Annotated in this window: 22 protein-coding genes; 1 reads left to right on the forward strand and 21 read right to left on the reverse strand. The window is 51.0% G+C overall.

What is annotated here, in order from left to right:
- Positions 1 to 58 precede the first annotated feature (58 nt).
- Positions 59 to 622 carry a hypothetical protein gene (locus IPJ88_11875; protein ID QQR88915.1) on the forward strand — a complete coding sequence of 188 codons (564 nt, stop codon included), beginning with the start codon at positions 59 to 61 and terminating at the stop codon, positions 620 to 622.
- Here IPJ88_11875 and IPJ88_11880 read toward each other — a convergent pair.
- From IPJ88_11880 to IPJ88_11980, 21 genes are all read right to left on the reverse strand, one after another.
- Positions 614 to 1,141 (reverse strand): hypothetical protein, encoded by a 528-nt coding sequence (locus IPJ88_11880; protein QQR88916.1) that lies wholly within the window; start codon positions 1,139 to 1,141, stop codon positions 614 to 616. The two genes, IPJ88_11875 and IPJ88_11880, sit on opposite strands and share 9 nt — an antisense overlap.
- The gene (locus IPJ88_11885) at positions 1,138 to 1,617 is read right to left on the reverse strand and encodes a hypothetical protein (GenBank protein ID QQR88917.1); all 480 of its coding nucleotides are present in this window, start codon (positions 1,615 to 1,617) and stop codon (positions 1,138 to 1,140) included. The genes IPJ88_11880 and IPJ88_11885 overlap by 4 nt, the downstream gene beginning before the upstream one ends.
- Before the next feature lie 250 nt (positions 1,618 to 1,867).
- Positions 1,868 to 2,257, reverse strand: a complete 390-nt coding sequence (locus tag IPJ88_11890; protein QQR88918.1) for a hypothetical protein — start codon at positions 2,255 to 2,257, stop codon at positions 1,868 to 1,870.
- A 244-nt stretch (positions 2,258 to 2,501) separates the two neighbouring features.
- The gene (locus IPJ88_11895) at positions 2,502 to 3,767 is read right to left on the reverse strand and encodes a hypothetical protein (GenBank protein QQR88919.1); all 1,266 of its coding nucleotides are present in this window, start codon (positions 3,765 to 3,767) and stop codon (positions 2,502 to 2,504) included.
- A 48-nt stretch (positions 3,768 to 3,815) separates the two neighbouring features.
- Positions 3,816 to 4,238, reverse strand: coding sequence for a hypothetical protein (locus tag IPJ88_11900; GenBank protein QQR88920.1), 423 nt, complete (start codon positions 4,236 to 4,238; stop codon positions 3,816 to 3,818).
- Positions 4,239 to 4,302: 64 nt separating this feature from the next.
- Positions 4,303 to 5,184 carry a hypothetical protein gene (locus IPJ88_11905; protein QQR88921.1) on the reverse strand — a complete coding sequence of 294 codons (882 nt, stop codon included), beginning with the start codon at positions 5,182 to 5,184 and terminating at the stop codon, positions 4,303 to 4,305.
- 6 nt (positions 5,185 to 5,190) lie between these two features.
- A complete protein-coding gene (locus IPJ88_11910; protein ID QQR88922.1) occupies positions 5,191 to 6,096 on the reverse strand; it encodes a hypothetical protein in 906 nt (301 codons plus the stop codon).
- Positions 6,096 to 6,971 (reverse strand): PEGA domain-containing protein, encoded by an 876-nt coding sequence (locus IPJ88_11915; protein QQR88923.1) that lies wholly within the window; start codon positions 6,969 to 6,971, stop codon positions 6,096 to 6,098. The genes IPJ88_11910 and IPJ88_11915 overlap by 1 nt, the downstream gene beginning before the upstream one ends.
- Before the next feature lie 43 nt (positions 6,972 to 7,014).
- On the reverse strand, positions 7,015 to 7,641 hold the full coding sequence (locus IPJ88_11920) for a hypothetical protein (GenBank protein QQR88924.1): 627 nt from the start codon (positions 7,639 to 7,641) through the stop codon (positions 7,015 to 7,017).
- Between the two features lie 309 nt (positions 7,642 to 7,950).
- On the reverse strand, positions 7,951 to 8,865 hold the full coding sequence (locus IPJ88_11925) for a hypothetical protein (GenBank protein ID QQR88925.1): 915 nt from the start codon (positions 8,863 to 8,865) through the stop codon (positions 7,951 to 7,953).
- Complete coding sequence (locus tag IPJ88_11930; GenBank protein QQR88926.1) at positions 8,865 to 9,749, reverse strand: PEGA domain-containing protein; 885 nt, start codon at positions 9,747 to 9,749, stop codon at positions 8,865 to 8,867. The genes IPJ88_11925 and IPJ88_11930 overlap by 1 nt, the downstream gene beginning before the upstream one ends.
- Positions 9,750 to 9,784: 35 nt before the next feature.
- Positions 9,785 to 10,858: a hypothetical protein gene (locus IPJ88_11935; GenBank protein QQR88927.1), complete on the reverse strand. Its 1,074-nt coding sequence runs from the start codon at positions 10,856 to 10,858 to the stop codon at positions 9,785 to 9,787.
- 183 nt (positions 10,859 to 11,041) lie between these two features.
- Positions 11,042 to 11,941 carry a hypothetical protein gene (locus tag IPJ88_11940; GenBank protein QQR88928.1) on the reverse strand — a complete coding sequence of 300 codons (900 nt, stop codon included), beginning with the start codon at positions 11,939 to 11,941 and terminating at the stop codon, positions 11,042 to 11,044.
- Positions 11,942 to 11,954: 13 nt separating this feature from the next.
- Entirely contained in the window at positions 11,955 to 12,962 is a 1,008-nt protein-coding gene (locus IPJ88_11945) for a PEGA domain-containing protein (protein QQR88929.1), read from the reverse strand.
- A gap of 4 nt (positions 12,963 to 12,966) precedes the next feature.
- Positions 12,967 to 14,658: a hypothetical protein gene (locus tag IPJ88_11950; GenBank protein QQR88930.1), complete on the reverse strand. Its 1,692-nt coding sequence runs from the start codon at positions 14,656 to 14,658 to the stop codon at positions 12,967 to 12,969.
- Between the two features lie 44 nt (positions 14,659 to 14,702).
- Complete coding sequence (locus IPJ88_11955; GenBank protein ID QQR88931.1) at positions 14,703 to 15,182, reverse strand: hypothetical protein; 480 nt, start codon at positions 15,180 to 15,182, stop codon at positions 14,703 to 14,705.
- Complete coding sequence (locus IPJ88_11960; protein ID QQR88932.1) at positions 15,163 to 16,323, reverse strand: hypothetical protein; 1,161 nt, start codon at positions 16,321 to 16,323, stop codon at positions 15,163 to 15,165. The genes IPJ88_11955 and IPJ88_11960 overlap by 20 nt, the downstream gene beginning before the upstream one ends.
- Positions 16,320 to 17,705, reverse strand: a complete 1,386-nt coding sequence (locus IPJ88_11965; GenBank protein QQR88933.1) for a hypothetical protein — start codon at positions 17,703 to 17,705, stop codon at positions 16,320 to 16,322. Before IPJ88_11965 ends, IPJ88_11960 begins: the two co-directional genes overlap by 4 nt.
- Positions 17,706 to 17,771: 66 nt before the next feature.
- Positions 17,772 to 18,932 carry an ATP-binding protein gene (locus tag IPJ88_11970; protein ID QQR88934.1) on the reverse strand — a complete coding sequence of 387 codons (1,161 nt, stop codon included), beginning with the start codon at positions 18,930 to 18,932 and terminating at the stop codon, positions 17,772 to 17,774.
- Between the two features lie 63 nt (positions 18,933 to 18,995).
- The gene (locus IPJ88_11975) at positions 18,996 to 19,442 is read right to left on the reverse strand and encodes a hypothetical protein (GenBank protein ID QQR88935.1); all 447 of its coding nucleotides are present in this window, start codon (positions 19,440 to 19,442) and stop codon (positions 18,996 to 18,998) included.
- Between the two features lie 225 nt (positions 19,443 to 19,667).
- Complete coding sequence (locus tag IPJ88_11980; protein QQR88936.1) at positions 19,668 to 20,642, reverse strand: flippase-like domain-containing protein; 975 nt, start codon at positions 20,640 to 20,642, stop codon at positions 19,668 to 19,670.
- Positions 20,643 to 20,649: the final 7 nt, after the last annotated feature.

The following is a 20,649-nucleotide window of genomic DNA, read 5'->3' on the forward strand; positions in this document are numbered from 1 at the left end:
TATTGCATGTCCTGCAATATCCCATTTCGTCATCGATCTTAGATATCGGAGGGAAAGTATGCAAATCAGATGCGATTGCGGAATATTTAGAGCTGAGCTAGCGGCTTTTCCGCGCAACCCGCCAGGACGCTTGGTGTGCTACTGCGATGATTGCCAAAGCTATCTTGAAAAACTTGGGCGGCAGGATTTGCTTGATCCTTACGACGGCACGGAAATCGTGCCGGTCTACCCTTCTGAATTTAACATTGTGTCAGGACAGCAAGCCTTGCGATGCAATCGTCTCAGTGAGCAGGGTCTTAACCGTTGGTCAACGACCTGTTGCAACTCACCCATCGCAAACACGCGTGCGCGATTCCCTTGGGTCGGGCTTATCCATTCAACCTTTACGGTAGATGATCCAACGTACTTAGAAAAAACATTCGGCGCGGTTCGTAGTCGCATTTACGGCCGCTACGCCAAAGAAGGTCATCCATTCCCTATCGCAGAGAAAATGGGCCTCAAGGACATGCTTGCTGTTCTACCCTTTCTATTAAAGGGATTTATGTTGAAAAAACATCGGCACTCACAGTTTTTCAAAGACGATGGCACCTCCCCCATCGCTGAGCCCAGCATCTTATCGTAGTTGGCTTAGTGCTAAACCGAGGGAATAGCGAAGCGTGTCGGTGTCGCTTTTGGCTCCAATGGCGCTCTTCAGTGCATGTAGTTTTTCTAAATCGCTTTGAGAGAAGCGAAAGCTTTTGAGTACGGATGGCATTTTGCCGCGATGCCCTACTCTTGTGATCCATTGCATGTAGTCTTCGGCAGCGACGCCACGAAAGCTAGGCGCTGTCTTCCCTGCCCGAATGGCTTTGCAAACCGCTTCAAGGTCCTTTGCAAGAGTGAGCGTGCCGTAAAAGATACCAGGCTTTTTCATTACAAGCGCAGGCAAGAGTTCCAAGATACGCATTTCGTATTGGCCAGCCCACAAAGCATCGTCCAGTTTGATTTTGCCTCGGTAAGTTCCTATGTGGAGCATGGTTGTGTCCAACAAACCAAGGTCGATCAATTTACCCACAACGCGCACAAAACGTCGATCACGATATATCGTATCGAGTTCTACTGCTTTTTTCGTTGCTCTGCACTGAAGCGTATGCCGTGTCATTTCACAAACCCTTCCAAATCGACATTGTATTTCTTCGCCAGCTCAACAAACATATCGCTTGCACCACGAGCGAGATAAGCCGCAATCAGTTGGTGATTTTTCTGAGGAGCTTTAATGGCTTTGGCTAACAACACGTAATCGGCCAGAGCGATTTGTCCTTGGATATGAGTTCCTTGGTAGACCGTTTGGTATTGTGTTTCTTTTGGCATCCACCCTTCATGACCCACCGGGTCCAATACTTTACCATGTTGCTTAAGTAGTTTCTCAAACTGCATCTGAACAGCATGCTCATAGTCGGCGTATACATCGACGTCATTGGTTGCAATGAGCGGCAAATCAATCTTGCTTTCAAGAAGCGCAGTTTGACCGAATACGCGAATCTTACAGGGACGATAGAGCGGTAGCCCGTCCCGTCGAAAGCTCTGATTCTCTCTTTCGACCCAATCGTTCAACGCTGCAAAGACCTCGACAAGCATAATGTTAGTATAGCGCTTTTATATGTACATACAAATTATAAATAAGCAAAACCATTCGCTTCTTCGCTTTCTCCATGGGTTTAGGATCGGCATAGTCAACTCATTGATATAAATGACGTTTTCAGGCAAAGCGCAGCGACTGCACTCAGCAAACACCCGCGCCTTGTCTAAAAAGCTAAGTCATATCATAGGTTTGTGTCTATCGATCCCGGACCCAATACCTGTAATCGGACGTTATCGCGAAGCAATCTCAGTCGATGGGTGGTCCGATGCAATCCGTTGGGCATTTGGTAGCTGAGCTGCAGTAACGTTTGCCTGGATTGCAGAAATCCACACAACATGTGGGTTGTGCAGACGGGCAATCGCAGCTGATCGGGCCGCCGTCAACTTGTTGAAAACCGCCATCCAAGGGGCAAATCGGCGTGATTTGATCGCAGACGTTACCCGAGTCACCTTGCTCGTAACAACCGCTACAGGTTGAATCGCCGCAACACACCTGCGTGCTGCTGCAAGTGGTGCCAAAACAATCGGTGCCTCCGTCACTGGACACATCCTCAACGCTACTGTCATTCGCATCGCTAACCGAAGCGTCGCCGTTATTGCCACTATCGTCGCAGCCCACGCTCAGCGATAGCATCAAAGCAAACAGCCAAATAGGGGTCAGGTCGTGAAATGACTACTAACGGCATGCTACGACGCAGAGAACGGTCTGGTATAATGGTTGGGTTTCAGGTCCTCTTACTTTGAAAGAAATTTCAGGGTGTTCTCCGTTCGTCCAAGCGGATTCGAAGCGTGTCTATCCATCGGTGTCTTTGTCCACCATGTAGCAAAAACACGACCTGACCCCTATTTTGACTTTGCTAGAGTTGTGCGTCACCGGGGTGTCAACCCTTCCATTTCGGAAAATACCGTTCTTTTATGCCGTCCATAAGTTCTTGTTGTTGCCGCTGACCAATAGGGCTTAGTTCTAAAGTTATGCCTTCAAGGAAATCGGGATATCCGAATCGAAGATTTCGAAATTGGATTCGTTCCCACCACTGGGTTATACGTTCAAAATACTCAAGGCAAGAGCTTTGGTGAGCAAAATGCTCGAGTTCCGCAACGCTGGCTAATCGTATGCCTTTCAATCCTGTGCCTTGAAGCCAATTGAAATGTTTTGCGATTTGTTCGAAGCCAAGGAAAGAAACAAATTCGTCCAGTGTTATAACAACACCTACCCATTCCTGCACGGCCTCAAGCTCAGGTATTTCCGGGAAAAGTTGTTTGCGCCAGGCGTTGTTGGGGGCCATTTGGCGCTTGGATGTTTCTTCGAGACACAACGAGCAATTCAAAAAAGTTGTAAAGTCGCTCATTTCAATGTCTGCTCCAACACCTATTCTTGATTTACACTCGATAACTATGCCTTTTTGGCCCTGTATCCACACAAAATCTGGAGCCGCGGGTCTTGGCTGCTTTTCCAGCAAAAAATCGTCGACGCGGTAGATGGCCTCGTTTTCTGAGTTGCAAGCGTTTGATAGACTTTCCCAGATCACCTGTTCGAAACAACGTCCGCGCACGCCGCCCAGAGTCTTCTTAGATTGCTGGCAAAATTCTCCGTGGTTTGCAAGGAAAGCTTCAAACCTTTGAATTAGTCGAACTGATGCAATCCACTGCAGCAGCTTTGGCGCAACCAGAAGGTACGCGTGGTCGTCTTCTTGCTTGCGTTTCAGAATCGGTTTGTCGAACAATTGATGTCCAATATTCTTGGCGAGAAGATCTGCGACATATTTGCCTATTTCTTTTTGTGACGTTTGTTGCTCAGGCAGCTCGACAGTTAGGCGATCCCAGACTGCTACCATCGATTTCCTTAGCTCATTGTTGTTGCTCTGGTTGAGTGGCAAATTTAGACAACCCGCAAGATTTTTAGCCCTCCCGTCTGTTTCAACAAAGTGTTCGAAACACAATACGAATACTACAAAATCTTCGGCGCTCGCGCCTAAGTATTGTTGACTGTTGTCTACACCATCACTAACTTCCTCGACAAACGCGTTGTGGATACGAAGAGAAGCCAGCAGATTACTCATCTGCCAATGTCGTCCAAAAACTTGGTAAGCCATTTTTCGAGCGACACCCCAACCTTTGACCACTTCTTGCACTTGAGATTGGTTCATTGTGGTCAACACCGAACTCCATTTCTTCTTTCTCTCCCAAAGTTCCTTTCATTTGCCCATAATCCAATCGTTCGCTTCTTTGGTAGCAATGGTTTTGGTATTCTCGTCCCAATTGCCTTCCGTGGCGGCGTAGATTTCTTGAACCAAATGGGTCAAAACGCGCTCGTTTGGATCATTGTCACCATCGACGGGACAAACATCTAAAGCGAACGAAATTATCCGCGGTAGGTAAACCTCGAAGAGAGCGGCAATAAGCGGACGACTTTGTACCGGTGCATCGCGCGGTTCGTTCTCGGGATCCGTATAAGTAAGCCAACGAATTCTCGCCGTAATCTCCGCCAAACCGATTAAGCCAAAACGCTGAAGCCTTTCTAGGACTTCGACTTCGCGTGGTGGCCAACGGCGAGGCTCTTCGAGCAAATCGCTTGCCAGATAAGGGATAAGTCTCCCCTCGAATTCCTGAACCTGCACAGCGGAAGACTAGCTTTTACGAAAGAATCCAACAACCATTGTTTTTGTCATTTATGCGCTTACGTTAGATATTACAGTACAGGTCGCTTCCCGCGTTGGGGTCTTCGCAGACACGTGTCGGGTTGCAATCTGCGCTGTCCCCGCACGGATAGGTGCAGCGATTGTCGGAGCCTCCTACTTTGCGGCAAATCGCGCCAAGAGTATCGGTTTCCACGTCGTCAATGGTGCATTTGCCATCTTCGGTGCAGGGTTTGTTCCAGGCCAGTATTGCTTCGCATGTGGCAAGCTCTTGGTTAATGCCGCAGAAAGTCCCTGGTGCTGAGCCGTCTGCCGATGAGACGCTTACTAAATCTAACACGGTCTGAAAAGGTTCCACACAATCACCGTTTGCAATCTTTAAACAGTAGTTCCCATGAAACTCGGGTGGGTCGCCATATTGCATAGGGACGCATTTGTGGTTTGCTTTGCACTGTGCATCGGCCACGCACGCTTGGCAGTTTTCTGCATCATCCGGGTCAAACTCACTGCAAGTGACTTGCGTGACATCGCAGACTTTGCCGCCGCAAGCGGCATCAAGGTCTTCGCTGCAGGCTGTTTTACATACTCCTGCGCTGACATCGCATGCTGTTTTCCCCGTGATGCCTGCGCAATCGCTTGATTCCTGGCAAGCCACGCAGCTTAGGGTTGCTGCATCACAGCGCGCCGTTGCTTCGTTCGTGCAATCGGCACTGCTTGTGCACTCACCGCACTGGCCGCTACTCTCGTCACACAGTGGTTTGCTTTCATCGCTGCAATCGTTTGCGTCACGGCATTGCACGCATTCTTTTTTGTCTAAATCGCATATCGGTGTCTCCGCTGGGCATTGCTGGCCGCAAGGACCTAAGTCGTCGCTGCTGCTGGTGCAGCTTAGGAGGATGAGGCTGGTGACAACTAAGAAGTAGCGCATAATGGGTTAGTCAATGTTGCAGTACAAATCAATCCCTGCTTCGGGGTCTTCACAAACACGCGTCAGATTGCACTCTACACTGTCGATGCACGGATAGGTGCAGCGGTTCCCGAGGCCCGTAAGTGGCCTGCAAATCGCAGCTGGTACATCCACTTCCACATCATCAATGGTGCATTTGCCATCGGATGTGCAGGGTTTGCTCCAGGCGAGTACTGCTTCACAGGTGGTTAAGCTTGGATTCACCCCACAAAAACCTTCCGGATCAGCATTATCTGCAGAAGAAACGCTTACCTCGGATATCACCGCAGTAAACGGCTCTACGCAATCATTGTTCTCAATCTTTAAACAGTAGTTCCCATGAAACTCGGGTGGGTCGCCGTATTGCATGGGGACGCATTTGTGATTCGCTTTGCATTGCGCATCGGCCACACATGCTTGACAGTTATCAGCGCTTGTGGGGTCAAACTCACTGCAAGTGCCTTGCGTGACATCGCAGACTTTGCCGCCGCAAGCGGCATCAAGGTCTTCGTTGCAGGCTGTTTTGCATACTCCTGCGCTGACATCGCATGCTGTTTTCCCCGTGATGCCTGCGCAATCGCTTGATTCTTGGCACGCGATGCAGCTGAGGGTTGCTGCATCACAGCGCGCAGCTGCTTCGTCTGTGCAATCAGCACTGCTTGCGCACTCACCGCAGCGACCAGTGGTCTCTTCACACAGCGGCTTAGCTTCATCACTGCAATCGTTTGCGTCACGGCATTGCACGCATTCTTTTTTGTCTAAATCGCATATGGGCGTCTCCGCGGGGCATTGCTGGCCGCAGGCGCTGTTTTTTGGATCGCCATTACTGGTGAATTCGCAAGCAGCAGCCAACAGTAAAAATGAGGCCGTCCAGAGTGTGTAAAATGCGCGCATTAGAAGTCTCCTCTTATTTGTATGCCGGTTTGGGTTTTACCGTCGGTTTGCAATTGCACACGGATGGGTTGAAAGATGGCGAAGAAGCCTGCGCCGAGTAGCGATGCAATGCCGACGCCAAGCGAGAGATATCCCCATGGGCTGAGTGTCACTTCGTCATCGCACACGTCCGAGAGGTTGCGGCTGCCTCTGCACTCGCCGTTGTTGATGGCGGTGCGAGCGAAGGTGGCTACTCCGAACACACCAACTGCGCCAAGGACTCCAGCGATGGGCCAGTTCCAGACGGAGGCTTTGTCGGTGGGCAGATTGGGGTCGACTTTGAGATCAACGCGAAGGCGTTGTTGAGGCTCTTCGGATGGGATGTGGATTTGTTTTTCGTAGGGCAGATGGCCGTCAAGGGTGATGCGGAGTTGGTAGGTGCCGGGTTTGAGGCTTCCGTGGTAAGGAAGGACGCCGACGTCGGTGCCATCGAGTTTGACAAGAGCGCCTTTGGGGCCGCCGTCGATGATGAGGGTGCGTTCTTGTCCCATCTTGAGATTGGCAAGAGCTTTGTAAAAGGCGCTTGCGGTGGCTTTTTCAAGGGCGCCCTGCTCTTCGTTGGTCTCGGCGCTGCTGGAGTGATGGCCTCTGCCAGGCTCTTCAAGACTTACGGCAACTTGCAGCATTTGTTTTTCTTTTTGTTGCCACAGCGCCACGCCGACGATGAGTTCGGCGCCAGTGGCTTTGGCTAAGGGCTCGATGCAGGCGGCGGTCTTGCATTGCTGAAGGGAGGCATCGGAGAGTGGTTTTTCTTGCAAGTCGCGGATGCGGTAGCCTTCTTGGCGAAGGAGGGTTTTGACTTTGGCGCGGACGGAATAGAACGCATTCAGAGCCATATATTTCACGTGGTTAAATTTCTCTCCTAAAACTAGCTTCAAGTTAACGGGCACGCACGACTCCGGATGAGGGCACCTCTAGAGATTTCTTGTAGGCAGAAACCTCGGCTATGATTTTAGGATCTATAGTTTTAGGGAGTTCTTTCAATGAGCGAAGCGCTCGTCTGGATCCGGCCAAATTCGTAATCTTTTCGCATTTCTTGTCTTTTGTTTTTCCTGAGACACACCGGTCTCGAGCCTTGGCAAGAGAAACCTCATCTTCACTCACCCTGGAGTAGATGGAAGTGTAGACTCGCATTGCTTCGGTAGTTTTGTTCGCAGGTTGATCTGTTAGGCGAGAAAAAGCATACGAAATGTATTCAGGAATGTTATCGACCGGGATATCCCTGAGAACCAATAAATCACGTAGTTCATCTCGGTTTTCTGGTTGGTTGTTAGCTACGTAGTTAATCCATGAAAAAGCCGCTAGGAGCTCTCTAACAATCCGGTCAGTACAAGTAGGTTTCTTAGCCGTTTCTATGGTCTGTTTTATGGTTTCGACGACCTTCATGACTAAATCTGGATCAATAATCACTTGCAAAACGGAGAGAATCTGCTTCCAAGGGAGATTGCAAAGGCCTGAAGCCACATAACAGCTGGGGTGTGATTCAAAAGCGCGTTCTTCCATCACTTTGCAACTTATTGATCTTGAGACTGCTTTTTGAAGACATAGTCTGGTTCTTTCTGACCATTTTTTTAGTGAAGAAGGCCACGCACTCTCTGCCTTGCTAAATTTTCCGCAATATTTATAGCCGTAGGAAAATAAGTAGTCAGAGGGTTCTGTTTTCTGCAGCCAGCATCTCGTTTGGTTCTCGAGTTCTGGATAAAATTCGCAGTTTTGGGAGGACTGCGCTGGGGTTGCAAAAGCAATTTGGGGACAAATGAAAAAAAATAAAACGACTAACTCTTTTCGATAAATACACATGCCATTTTGGGAATTTTAGGTCGCATCGCAATACTTGGGGCTACCATCGCCCGGGTCTTTACAAACACGTGTGGAATTGCACTCCACGTCATCTTCGCATGGATAGGCGCAGCTGTTGTCAGCGCCAGCCACTTTTCTGCAAAAACTTCCAAGGGCTTCTTCACCGTTAACCACGCAAATGCTCTCCATCGTACATGGATCCCCCCAAGCGAGTACGGCTTCACACGTAGTGAGAGATTCATTGACACCACAATAGCTATTTGGTTCAGAGTCTTCCGCAGACGAAACGCTAACTTTATCAACTACTGTTCGAAACGGATTCGAACAATCACCGTTTTCAATTTGCAGGCAATAGTTGCCGTATGCACTGCCGTCGTAATCCATAGGCACACATTTGTGGTTTGTTTTGCATTCGGAGTCGGCTTGGCAGGCCATGCAGTTTTCGACGGATTCTGTTTCAGTTTGAGTGCAGGTGTTGGTGGCGGGGTTGCAGGAGTAGACTTTGTCGCCGTCTGTGCAATGTTCGTCGTCTTGGCCAACGAAACATTGGACGCAGGTGCCGGAGCTTACTAAGCACAACGGGGATTGAGGGTCAGTGCAGTCGTCGTTGGAGTCGCAGGCGATGCAGGTGTTTGTGGTGGTATCGCAAACGCCTTTGTTTTCGATATGCGCGCAGTCGGTATCTTGCGTGCAACCAGTGCAGCTTCCTGCATCAGAGCAGAAGCTTGCTTCAGCGGCTAGGCAGTGTTCTGTGCTGCTGAGGCAGGAGACGCATTGTTTGAGGTCAGTGTTGCAGTAAGGTTGTGGGTCTTCGCAGAACTTTCCGCAGGGGCTATTTTCGGGGTCGCCCTTGCCTGTGATTTCGCAGGCAGTGAGGCTGCCGAGTAGTACGAGTAGCGTTACGGCTTTTCTTTGGTTCAAAAAACGCATTAGAACTCCCCTTGTAGTTGGATTGCGGCATGTGTTTGGCCATCGCTTTGCAGTTGTACTCGGATGGGCTGAAAGATGGCGAAGAAGCCGGCGCCAAGTAGCGAGGCGATCCCGACACCCAATGAGATATAGCCCCACGGGCTTAGTTTGACTTCGTCATCGCAAAAACCAGTAAGGTCACGACTGCTTCGGCATTCGCCGTTGTTGATGGCGGTGCGTGCGAAGGTGGCTACTCCGAACACACCAACTGCGCCAAGGACTCCAGCGATGGGCCAGTTCCAGATGGAGGCTTTGTCGGTGGGGACATCGGGGTCGGGTTGTAGCGTGACCTTGAGATGCTGCTCGGGGGCGTCGCTTGTGATGTGAATCTGGTTTGTGTAGGGCAAGTGGTCTTTAAGGGTGACTGTTAGGGTGTAGGTTCCGGGTTTGATTTGGCCTTGGTATGGGAGGACGCCGACGTCGGTGCCATCGAGTTTGACAAGAGCGCCTTTGGGGCCGCCGTCGATGATGAGGGTGCGCTCTTCGCCTAGGCTAAGGGTGGCGAGGGTTTTGCGGAAGGCTTTTTCGGTGGCGCTTTGAAGTGCGCCCTCTTCTTCTGTGGCATCGACGCTGGAGGAATGATGGGCTCCGCCAGGCTCTTCGAAGCTTACGGCGACTTGCAGCATTTGTTTTTCTTTTTGCAGCCACAGCGCCACACCGACGATGAGCTCGGCGCCAGTGGCTTTGGCTAAGGGCTCGATGCAGGCTGCGCTTTTGCACGCTTGAAGGGAGGCATCGGAGAGTGGTTTTTCTTGCAAGTCGCGGATGCGGTAGCCTTCAGAGCGCGCGGTGGTGGATGTGCTTTGATTATACCTTGTTTTTTGTATCGTCACTAAAGTATTCATATTTCGATCCCGAACTCCGTTAGTGACACCATCTATCAATAATCCATATTCGTATGGCGGTCGACCTCGTCTGCGACACGATCAATATATTTCGAAAATTCTTCTTTTGTTTTCATGGCTGCGCGGTACTCGTTCATTGCCTCTTGGTCAAAGCGAACATTCAACCCAGACGAAACCCATTCATGAGCGAACGCGAAATGTCCTTGGGTCAAAAAACGATCAAACTCATCAAAAATTGAAAACACTTCATGGATTTCAGGACCTTCAAAAAGAAATCCTCGAGCATGCGCCTTTGGGTAACGTGATAAACCAGCTGGGCATGCACCCAGCTCGGGAACATGAAAGGCGATTGCCCTCGACTCTATCCCTATTCCACCGTGTGTTATTGGGTTCCTCCACACATCCCGAATTCGGATGAGTTGGTCATATAGGCCCTTCGCGTGATCATCGTCCAAATCGAGCAACTGTTTTGCTTTGCCACCCCAATGTAACCGCAGGAATCCCTCGACGTCCTCCGGCAATTTCTCCGCAAACGCCACAGCAAGAACAAAAAAATGCTCTGTTTTACTAAAATACGCGTCAATTGCCGCTGCCGCGCAGGCACTTCCATGTTCGGTTTTTTTATCAAACGGAAACGGAAATCGTGCTTTATCGAGAAAGACCTTGGCTTGCTCCCGTAGGAAACAGTAACGTGCATCAAAACGACGGTATAAGTTTTGAACGGTAAAGTTCCGGTTTTTTAGCTGCTTCGGGAAAAGATCTTGGGAAAAATATTCTTCGACTATTGAACAAAGTCTATTGCAACGGCGCAAGAGGTCTTCTGCCAAGGGCTTTGAACAACCTATCCCAGTACGACAGTCTAACCCAAATTTCCGAAGCTCAAACGCAAACGGCATATTTCGGAAGCCGAACCAAACCACCCAACGGGTTTTTTCAAAGGGGCCATCCGCTACCAGAGGCAGAAGCTTTGTAAGACCAAACAAGAGTAATTCCGGTACGGCCAGAAACCTAAGCGTTGTGGCGCTCCCAAGTTGACCACCGTCAGGTTCAAGTATTTTCCTGATTGATGTCATCTCCGAGTCAGGCGCATCTTTTGTAGCATCACCCAAAACCCTTTTGGCTTTTTCTTTCGCTTCCTGAAATTTTGGAGAGTCGCAATAGCTCACTATTACAGGTTACCTCAGGAAGGTACGTCCGCACAGAGTGCAGGTCGTGCGTTGCCGCAGTTGCTGTCGGTGCAGCTCAAGAGCGTGAAACAAATGAGAACGGTAAGGAATGAACGCATGAAAATATCAGTTAGGTGGGGCTGCATCACAGTAGTCAGGGTTGCTGCCTCCGGCGTCGAAGCAAATGCGTGAGGGGTTGCATTCTAAGTAGTCATTGCACGGATAGGTACAACTATTGGCTGAGCTGGCAACGGTTCGACATAGGCTTCCCAAAGCCTCCTCTCCGTTAAAAAGGCATTTGCTGTCTACTGAGCAGGGTTGTCCCCAAGCGAGGACGGCCTCGCAGGTGGTAAGGTTTTCAACGATGCCGCAAAAAACTTCCGGCTCGGAATCCCCAGGGGAAGAGACGCTCACTTTGTTGAGCGATGATCGGAATGGTTCAACACAATCTGCGTTGTTTATTTTTAAACAATAGTTCCCATGAAAGCTTGTGTCGTAATCCATGGGGACACATTTGTGGTTGGCGATGCATTCAGAATCGGCGACGCAGCTTTGGCAGTTGGTTTTGGAAGCTTTTTCGACGGTGGTCGAGCACACGACGCCGTCTGGTTCGCAGATGTAATCACCGCAGGCTTCTTCTTTGCCGGCAGTGCAGACTTCGCACGTTCCGCTGACGCAGATGGAAAGGCCGCTGACTGAATCGCAATCGGCATCTTCGGTGCAGGCCACGCATGCCCCGGCTGTGGTGTCGCAGTGCGCTAAGGCGGAGCTGGTGCATTCACTGCTATCAAGGCATTCAGGGCCGCATTGCCCTTCTCTGCATGTGGGGCCATCGGCATGGCCTTCGCAGTGGGTGTTTTCTAGGCAGGTGACGCATTTGCCGGGCTCGGTGTCACAGTAAGGTGTGGGGGCGTTGCAACTGGTATCAAGGGCGCATTCGACGCCGAATTTTTCGCAGCTGTAAACAGTCACGGCGCTAAGAAGTAGTGCAAAAGAGACAAGGAATATTTTTAACGTGAAGTTCATGTTTCTTTTTCTCCTAAAACGCTTGGTTCCATTGCAGCCCGGCTTGGGTTGGGCCGAGGTTGAGGTTGAAGGCTTGAGTTTGTTTGCGGGTTTCGTTTGGTTTTGTATCGTCTGCGCCGAGCAGATACCAAAGCAGAGCTCCGATGATGGCGCCAGCGCCCACGGCAACAGCGCTGCCCATTAAGATACGATTGGGTCTTTCACCGCCGATGCAGGATCCAGAAGCATTTTTGGCTTGGCAGTCTTCGGCGAGTAGGCCGATGATGCCTCCAGTGAGTACAAGCGCGCCTGCTCCACCGACTATCAGTGGTCCCACAACGGGACGATCGGAACTCCATTCTTTTTCAAGTTTAACTTTGATGTGATGCTGGGGGGCGTCGCTTGTGATGTGAATCTGGTTTGTGTAGGGCAAGTGGTCTTTAAGGGTGACTGTTAGGGTGTAGGTTCCGGGTTTGATTTGGCCTTGGTATGGGAGGACGCCGACGTCGGTGCCATCGAGTTTGACAAGAGCGCCTTTGGGGCCGCCGCCGATGATGAGGGTGCGTTCTTGTCCGAGGCTAAGCGTGGCGAGGGTTTTGCGAAAGGCTTTTTCGGTGGCCGCTTCAAGGGCGCCCTGCTCTTCGTTGGCCTCGGTGCTGCTGGAGTGATGGCCTCTGCCAGGCTCTTCAAGACTTACGGCAACTTGCAGCATTTGTTTTTCTTTTTGTTGCCACAGCGCCACGCCGACGATGAGTTCGGCGCCAGTGGCTTTGGCTAAGGGCTCGATGCAGGCTGCGCTTTTGCACGCTTGAAGGGAGGCATCGGAGAGTGGTTTTTCTTGCAAGTCGCGGATGCGGTAGCCTTCAGAGCGCAATAGGCTTTTGATTTTGGCGCGCACGGTGGCTTGGACGCCTTGGGGGAGCTCTTCGGTGGGGCTTCCGCCGGGCAGTAAGAGCGTGGCGTTTTTGTGTTGGGCTTGGGCGCTTAGGGAGGCCAAGCTTATGAGTAAAAGGGATGCAGCGAAAGTAAGTTTATGATTCATCGGTTCACCAGTTGACGGTCCATTGGATGCGGGCTTGGGTGCTATCGGCGCTCAGCTTTAGGTCTTGGGTTTTATTGTCAGTCAGGCTGCGCAAAAGGTATATCACAGGAATGCTGAGCAGGGGCAGCGCGTGCATGGCGAGCGTGCTGCCAAGGGCGAGCATGTCGTTGCGGCCGGCGCAAACCTTTTGCTCGCAGCTGCCGGCGAAAAGCGCGATGGCGCTGCCAGCTCCTGCAAGGGCAACGCCGGCGCCACCGGCAAGCCAAGCGAGCGTGGGCACGCCCCGTGCATCTGGCAGCCAAAAAGGCAGCGCGGCGGTGATAAGGCTTGCGCCCACAGCGCTGCTGAGCATGGGAAAGAGCATGGCGTCGTTGGCAGCTTGTTGACGATCCAAGTAGTCGGGGTCAGTGGACTCGGCGGCGCGCACGAGTTTGGCCTTGGCAAAGACGTTGGGAAGGAGCGCGGCGCCGGTGATGCTTGCGGCGATGCCGGTGAGGCCCAGCGCGAAACCAACAATGCCGGGGCCTGAGCCCTGCGTTGATGTGTCTTCTGAGCCTGGTGGGCCGAGCGTTTCGGGTTTGAACTCGCCTGAGCTGTTCCAGGGCTCGATGGTGCTAGCCGTCGCGGTGCTGAGATCAAGCGATTGTTCCCGAATCAAGGTTTCGGCTATTTTGCTTGCTTGAGGAAGCAGTTCGTAGGCTTGGTTGCTTTGAGGAATAAAAACAACGGAGGCTAAGACTTCGGCATCGTCGCTGCGAATACGATCGGCGCGAAGGCGTTGCGAGTCAACCGGTGTGATCAGCCAAACTTCGTTTGCGCTGAGTACTTCGGCGACGAGGTGTGCATGGCTGAGTCGTTCGTTTTGCTCACGCTCTACGTTGTCATAGCTTAGGTGCAAGTCCGGATCGGTGCGCACGATTTCATCGAAGCGAGTGTCGATGTGGAGCTCTGTAGCTTGGGCTCCAACCACGATGCGGTGCACGCGGACGGTTTTGCGCATGGGGCATTCGACCTTGATGCGATATTCGCGCGGGATGAGCGGATAGTCTTTCAGAGGAGTTTGCCCTACCCGATTGCCGCTGATCCAGATGGGGCACTGGTTGGCATCGGCCGTGATGCTGAGGCTGCCTTTGGGAGCAGCAGCAATTTCAGCGTCGACCGAGGAGACCATGTCGATGACTTCGGGGGGATGATCGTAGCTATCGGGCGAGATATGGGGCACGAGTTGTCGACAACGTCTGGCAGCATCAAGGGCTTCGCGGTCATGGCCCTCTTCGATGTCGGAGCGCACCAGATAAAGGCAAGCATTGAGCAAAGCGCGCGCGCTACTCTCATCGGAGCTGACGGATTCAAGGACGCGCTGGGCTTGTTTAAGTAGATGCTCGACGGTTTGCCGGGCGCGGCCGTAGTTGCCATCAACAACCTGCGATAAGGCTTTTTCAGTATCACGCTTGAGCTCTTTAAGATCAGCTTCCTGAATGGGATTGGATTCACTCGATGCGCGCGCTTCGAACAAAGTACGGGCGCCATCAAGGCTCATCGCGGGCTGACGAAGCTCAAGCAGTGCTTGCGCTAAAGCTTCAGCGGCTGCATGCGAACGCCCTTCTGGACCGCCGGGCAATGAGCGCATTACGAGCCATTTGTTTTGATCCTGGGCAACGGTTGACGAAGTGCAGAACAAATAAAATAGCCCCATGGCGAGGAAATGCTTTGAAGTTTTGGTCAGTTTGTTCATTTCAATTATTGATGGATTTGAAAAGCAAAAGGGGTGAAGTCTATGTCATCCGTCGATCCAATTGTTAAGTCGCTACTAATGGTTACTTTGCCTTTGTGAAACCCCAGCGCATTTACGTTTTTTGAAGTAGGAACTGTTGCGACTCTGATCAAAATCGAGGTTTCGGTACTGGGTACGGTTTGAGTCCAACGAACTCTGCCGTCATTGACGCCCAGTCGAGATACAAAACCAACCCAGTCGTCGGTAGCAGGGCTATGCCATGTGGCTGGCTCAAAACCAAAACTTTGTTTGAAGGCTCCGGTCACATAAACATTGCCCTTGCCGTCGACTGAAATGTCTTGTCCGGAGGAAATCCCACCATGCGAGAAGCGTTCCCATATTTTTGCTCCAGTCCCAGTATCGATAGTAAATAGATATGCTCGGTCTGAGCGCGCGCCGGTAACCACGAGTTTTTCATTTGTGCTATCAAGTGCCGCTTTCCACATCGTCGGTATTTAAGGAGTCTGTGTATACCCATTCGCTATCTCCGGTCTGAGCATTTAGCGCGAGTACGGTGGCGCTTGGTTCTTTGACGGTCTCGCCGACACCAAAGTTTGCGTTGTTGTCAGAAAAACCGATGGCATAAACGCGGTTTTCATCACTCACGATGTCCTGTAGGTTATCGAATGGTAAGGCTCTGGCCCAAAGTGGTGTGGCATTATTGTCCAACCCCATTACAAAGATTGGTCCATTGCTCGAGTCGAGACCTATGTCGGTTGAGACATCCCAAGTTTCAGAAAATGATCCAGCAAGATAAATATTGCCTTGCCCATCCTCACTGATGGCTACTGCGCGCGTATAGACACTGTTGCCAATAGCCCAGGCTTGGTTTACTTCTGCTGTTGATACGTTGAATTGAACAAGGAATGCGTTTGTTGCAAAGTCGTTGGCTCCAGAAGCTGGGCTGCTGAGTGTTTGACCAGCAAAGTTGACGTCTTCACCCTTGAACCCTCCAGTTATCCACAGATTTCCGTCGCCATCTACAACCGTGTCGGATGGGGTGATTGAAAAAGTTGTATCGTAAATTTCCTTGATCCAATCCAACGAATGATCGGTTTTAAATTTGTATAACACAACGCCGTCTATTGAGTCGGTTTTTCCCATCCATTGGATCAACGTGTTGCCATCGGGATCTTCGTGAATTGTCCCCAACAACAAGGTTTGCGAAAGGGGTTGAGTAGTATTTTGTCCAGCTATATCGAGTTCTGAAAAACTGAGGTTAGCGCAACGTGATTCTTGTCCATTTACAGTGCAATATTGTTCTTCTCCACAGCTTGTATCGCAGCCTCCACAACTTTGTTGACTGAGCAAATCACTTTCGCATCCGTTTGAGAGCCCGTCCTGAAGGTCCCCATCGCAATCGTCGAAACCCTCAGCGCATGTATAACTGCAGATATAATTGGCATTGCATTCGACATCGCCATGCACACGAAGGGGACATTGTTCCGTGTTTTGACATTCTAGACTGTCCAGGGAGACGCAACGTGAATCGATTTGGGCTGTACCTTCGGCACAGTCCGGGTCGCTATTGCATTGGGGTAAACTCGACAAGGTCAATGCAAGTATTAAAAGACTTATTCTTTTCATGGCGCCACCTTTACAAAGGCTTTCTGAGCTGCATTGCCGCTACCCAAAGACCCGGTGCCAAAGTCGAACGGTCCGTTGAACTCAACAAGACTGTAAAGAGCTCCTGCCTCGGTTAAAATCATGTCAAAAAGCATTTCGTTGTCCTGTGCGCTCCAGAGCTTTGACCACGTGATTTGCTTTGCACTTGGACGGTAACGCAAGATGAAAATGTCTCGGTTTTGTGAATTGCCCGGAAGCGTATAGGGCTTCCAACTACCCTCGCTGCTACCGCCAATATACAAGTCCCCGAAAGCGTCGATCTCGATGGACGCTATCTCTCCCGCGATGACATCCCATGTTTTGTGGGAATTGAGACTGCCGTCCTCCAGAGAAAGGCTGGCTATCATAGGTCGTTGCGCTTCATGTCCGCCAACCCATACGGTTTGTTCGCCGATGCTTAGAGTATTGCAACCGTCATTACCCGGGCCTCCAAAGGTCTGCACCCAACGCAAAGCTCCATTGCTTGCATTGAATGCCATGATGAAGATGTCAGTTCCTCCAATGGTCTCCCGTGTCACTCCATCGCCGAAGTTGTCTGTTGCGTTATCTGTGCCACCAAAATTGCCACATAGAATGACATGGTCTGCTTTGGCTTCAAGTGTGCCAAGCGGTGGCATTCCTGGGATGAGCGTGTTTGGCATGCTAAACGACAGTCCGGTGATCCACTGAACGTCCATGTTTTGCGTATCGAGTTTGGTGATGAACATATTGTTTGGTGGTTGAACTAGACTTTCGCCAACAACCACGTTTATGTTGTCGTTCATTGTACCCGCTACGAAAACCGAATCAGACGCAATGTCGAATAGTGGTCCTTCGATTTGGTTGCCTGCGAAAACAAAGTCCTTTGCGCTAAGCATGGATCCATCGCTTGGATCGATGGCGAGGATACTCATGTGAGTGGCGCCGTCGGTGATGTCTTCAAACACTGGCGACGCATTGTACGACGGTGCTTTAGCGGAAGGTGACAGCATTCCAAGAAACAAACGATCGCCTCCCATCTCTAGACGTTCAGAGTCCGCTTCAAAGTCGACATCCCACAACGAACTGCCATTGCCGTCATAACTTGAAAGCGTTTCAGTATCGGCGGTATGGGTTATGAGAAAAAATTGATCACTACTGCCTACGGCCAAGTGCTGTGTTTCGTCAGGCACCACTTGCGCCCACTCGACATGCAGGGTGCTTGGATCAGATTGGTCTTGGGCTTGCGGGTCGATGCATTGGCCGTCTTGCTTTTGTTTAGTGCTTGGGCAGCGGACTTCGGCGCAGGCGTTTAGTGTGGCTAGGGAGATGGCCAGATAGAATAAGGTGCGATGGCTTGGTTTGAGGTGCGTTTGATGGGGCATGCGAAATAACGCACAACCTAGCACACCGCTGTGGTGTTCGGCTAGCTATGGTATACTAAAAAGCAGTTATAAGAGGCTGTTTGTTTGCCAGAGCCATGTTAAAAAATCTCGCCACGGCAGGATTTCAATGCCTTCACTGGTTTTACGTGGACGGGTGTCGAGCGAGACTAGCATGAGCCTTGCTTTGGGATATTCCTCGGCAAAGGCTTTGAGCCCTTTTAGATGGTTGGCATTGACGTGTTGGGTTGACTTGATTTCGATAGCGATATCCGCGTCGCCTAAAATGAAATCGACTTCAAATCCTGAGGCGGTACGCCAATAACACAGAGGATAGCGCTGCTGTCCATAGGCTAAGCGAGCTACAAGTTCCATGTAGATGAAGTGCTCAAAGGCTTGACCAAACAGTTCGGAGCCTGCTTCAACTTTGCCGCGTCGCGTGAGCTCAGCAACTACTCCGAGATCAAAAAAATAAAATTTCGGTGTTTCAATAGTTCGACGTTTGACGCGTTTGCGGAATGCGGGGAGGAAATTCCCAACCAGTGTGTCCGCTAGAATTTGATAGTATGATTTGACAGTTTGTGGACTGACGCCGCAGTCTCGTCCTACGGTAGTGTAACTTAGTATCTCGGCGTTGCTTAACGCGGCGACTTGTAGAAATCGCGAAAAGATATCAAGGCGTCGTACCAGAGCCTCTGCTTGAATTTCTTCTTTTAGATACTCCCCAACGTAGGCATCGCGGAGCGCATCGTAATGCTTGCTGTCGTAGTGCCTGGGCAACAGTCCACGATTTAATGCTTTGCTCAATGAGAAGTCTTCGATTTCTGTGGATACCAATGGTTTAAGTTCATAGCGAAGCGCACGTCCCCCAAGGAGATTGGCATGGGAACTTTTGAGTTTGCGTGCACTGGAGCCACACAGCACAAAGCGAAGCCCGCGATTCTCAATGAGCCAGTGCACCTCGTCGAGAAGTTCAGGAAGCTTTTGGACTTCGTCTATAATTATCGGTTCATGCTGGTTTTTGCCATTGAGCCCTTTTGCTTCGCAGTCTTCACGAAGTAGCCCAGGATCGGAGAGCAAGCGACGATAGTCTCGGCTTAGGAGCAAATCGTAGCGAATGGCTTGTGGGAACAGCGAGCTCAGCAAAGTGCTTTTCCCGGTCTGTCGGGGACCCCATAAAAAACAGCTTTCTTTTGATGATAGTGCGAGGGTTTGCCTGCGTTTATACATGATAATGATAACCCTTACTTAGGATTATCATGGCTTCTGGGCGCTGGCAAGGGAGACCTAACTTTAGCTGGTCTGCTTTTTCTTGGCTGGCTTTTCTTTTTTTTCTTCGGGAGCTTTGGGCTCTTTTTTCTTTTCGGGTTCGGGGGCTTTGCTGGGCGGGCCGTAGTCGGCGAGCAGCTTTTTGCGTAGCTGGCTTAGCAGCATGCTTTCAACGTAGCTGGGCATGCCGGGGATTTGCACAACGGTTTTGATGATGCCCTTTTTATCTTTGTCTTTGATGAGCTCGATGCTGGCAGGGAACTCTTTGTTGTTTTCTTGGTAGCGAAAGAGCAAAAATCCCATTTTCTCGTCGCGTTCATCGACCGGATAGCGCATGTCCACAAGCACGAGGCGCACCGCTGTGCTCCAAAGCTGGGTGTAGCTGTACTCAAAGTCTTCTTCGCTTCTAGCGTGAGCCGGCTTGGGTGAAGCCAGAGCGAAAACCGACAGGAATAGAAACCATCGCAGCATGCCTACATGCTAAGCAAAGCAGCACACGAAGCGCCATTTTTCTGCAATGAAGCGATTTAACGATGCAGGATGTGCCAAGCCACGGCGGACCAAGCCCCAAAGGTGGCGAGATAAACGGTGGTATCGAGGATCATGACGGTCATACGCTCTACTTTTTGTCGCATCGCAACAAAGTGAAGGCATGATCATGCAGGCAGATGCCTCTTTGTGGCAAGTTTTGCGGAATTACCCAGGACTGCTTGGTCGCGTTAGCAAATCTTTCATGTGAAGTTTCATGGTGTAGACGGGAATCAGGCCTACGAGCGCTACGAAGCTGGCTTGGATGGTGTAGAGCAAAAAGATAAAGACGGAGCCGGGGCCGGCCACGATACTTTCGGCCAAGTAGAGTTTGAGGCCAACGGAGACTGCCAGTTGGAAGTTGCCAAACAAGCCTGGGCCTGCGGGCAAAAGGACGCCTAAGGCTAAGATACCAACCAAGCCGACTGCGTGATCAAGTCCGATGGGCAGGCCACAGCCGCGTGCCAAAAACCACATGCCAAGCGCGTTGATGCCCCAGTAAAGCAAGGTTTCAACCACGAAGGGCACGAACAGTGCGGGACGGCTGAGTACGCCTAGGCCATTGGCCAGGCTGTCGAGTTTTTCGCTGACCAGATGCGAGAGTCGGTCTGAAAACAAACCAATGGTTTTGCGCACAAGCTTCAGGGCGAACTTACGCTGGTATAAAAACAAACCGAGCATGATGAAGGCTGCGGCGAAAACAATCAGCATGGTGTAGCCGTAGTACGGCAAGGACTTGACCAAAGTATCGTCGCTTGGAACTCGGTCGATAAAGAACAAGGCCCAGACGACAAAGAGCGTGGTGACCAGGCCGTCGAGCACGCGCTCAATGGCGACGGTGCCGATGCCGGCTGACATAGGAATGCCGAGGCGCAATTTGCCAAGCACAGGCCTGACGAACTCGCCTAAACGCAAAGGCAAAGCGAAGATGGCAAAGAAGCTGATCCAGCAGATGCGGACGCATTCGGGGATGCGAATCGGATAGATTTGGGCGATGAGGTAGCGCCAGCGTGTGGCGCGAAACCAATGGTTGGCGACCAAAAGCACGATGTAGCCGGGGATGGCCCACCATTTGACCACGGAAAAGGCTGAAGGCGATGGCAATAAAGGCACGCCGCATTTGGAGACTAACCATGCAAACAACGCGCCG

It is taken from the genome of Myxococcales bacterium (assembly GCA_016699535.1).
In the GTDB taxonomy this organism is placed as follows: domain Bacteria; phylum Myxococcota_A; class Polyangia; order Polyangiales.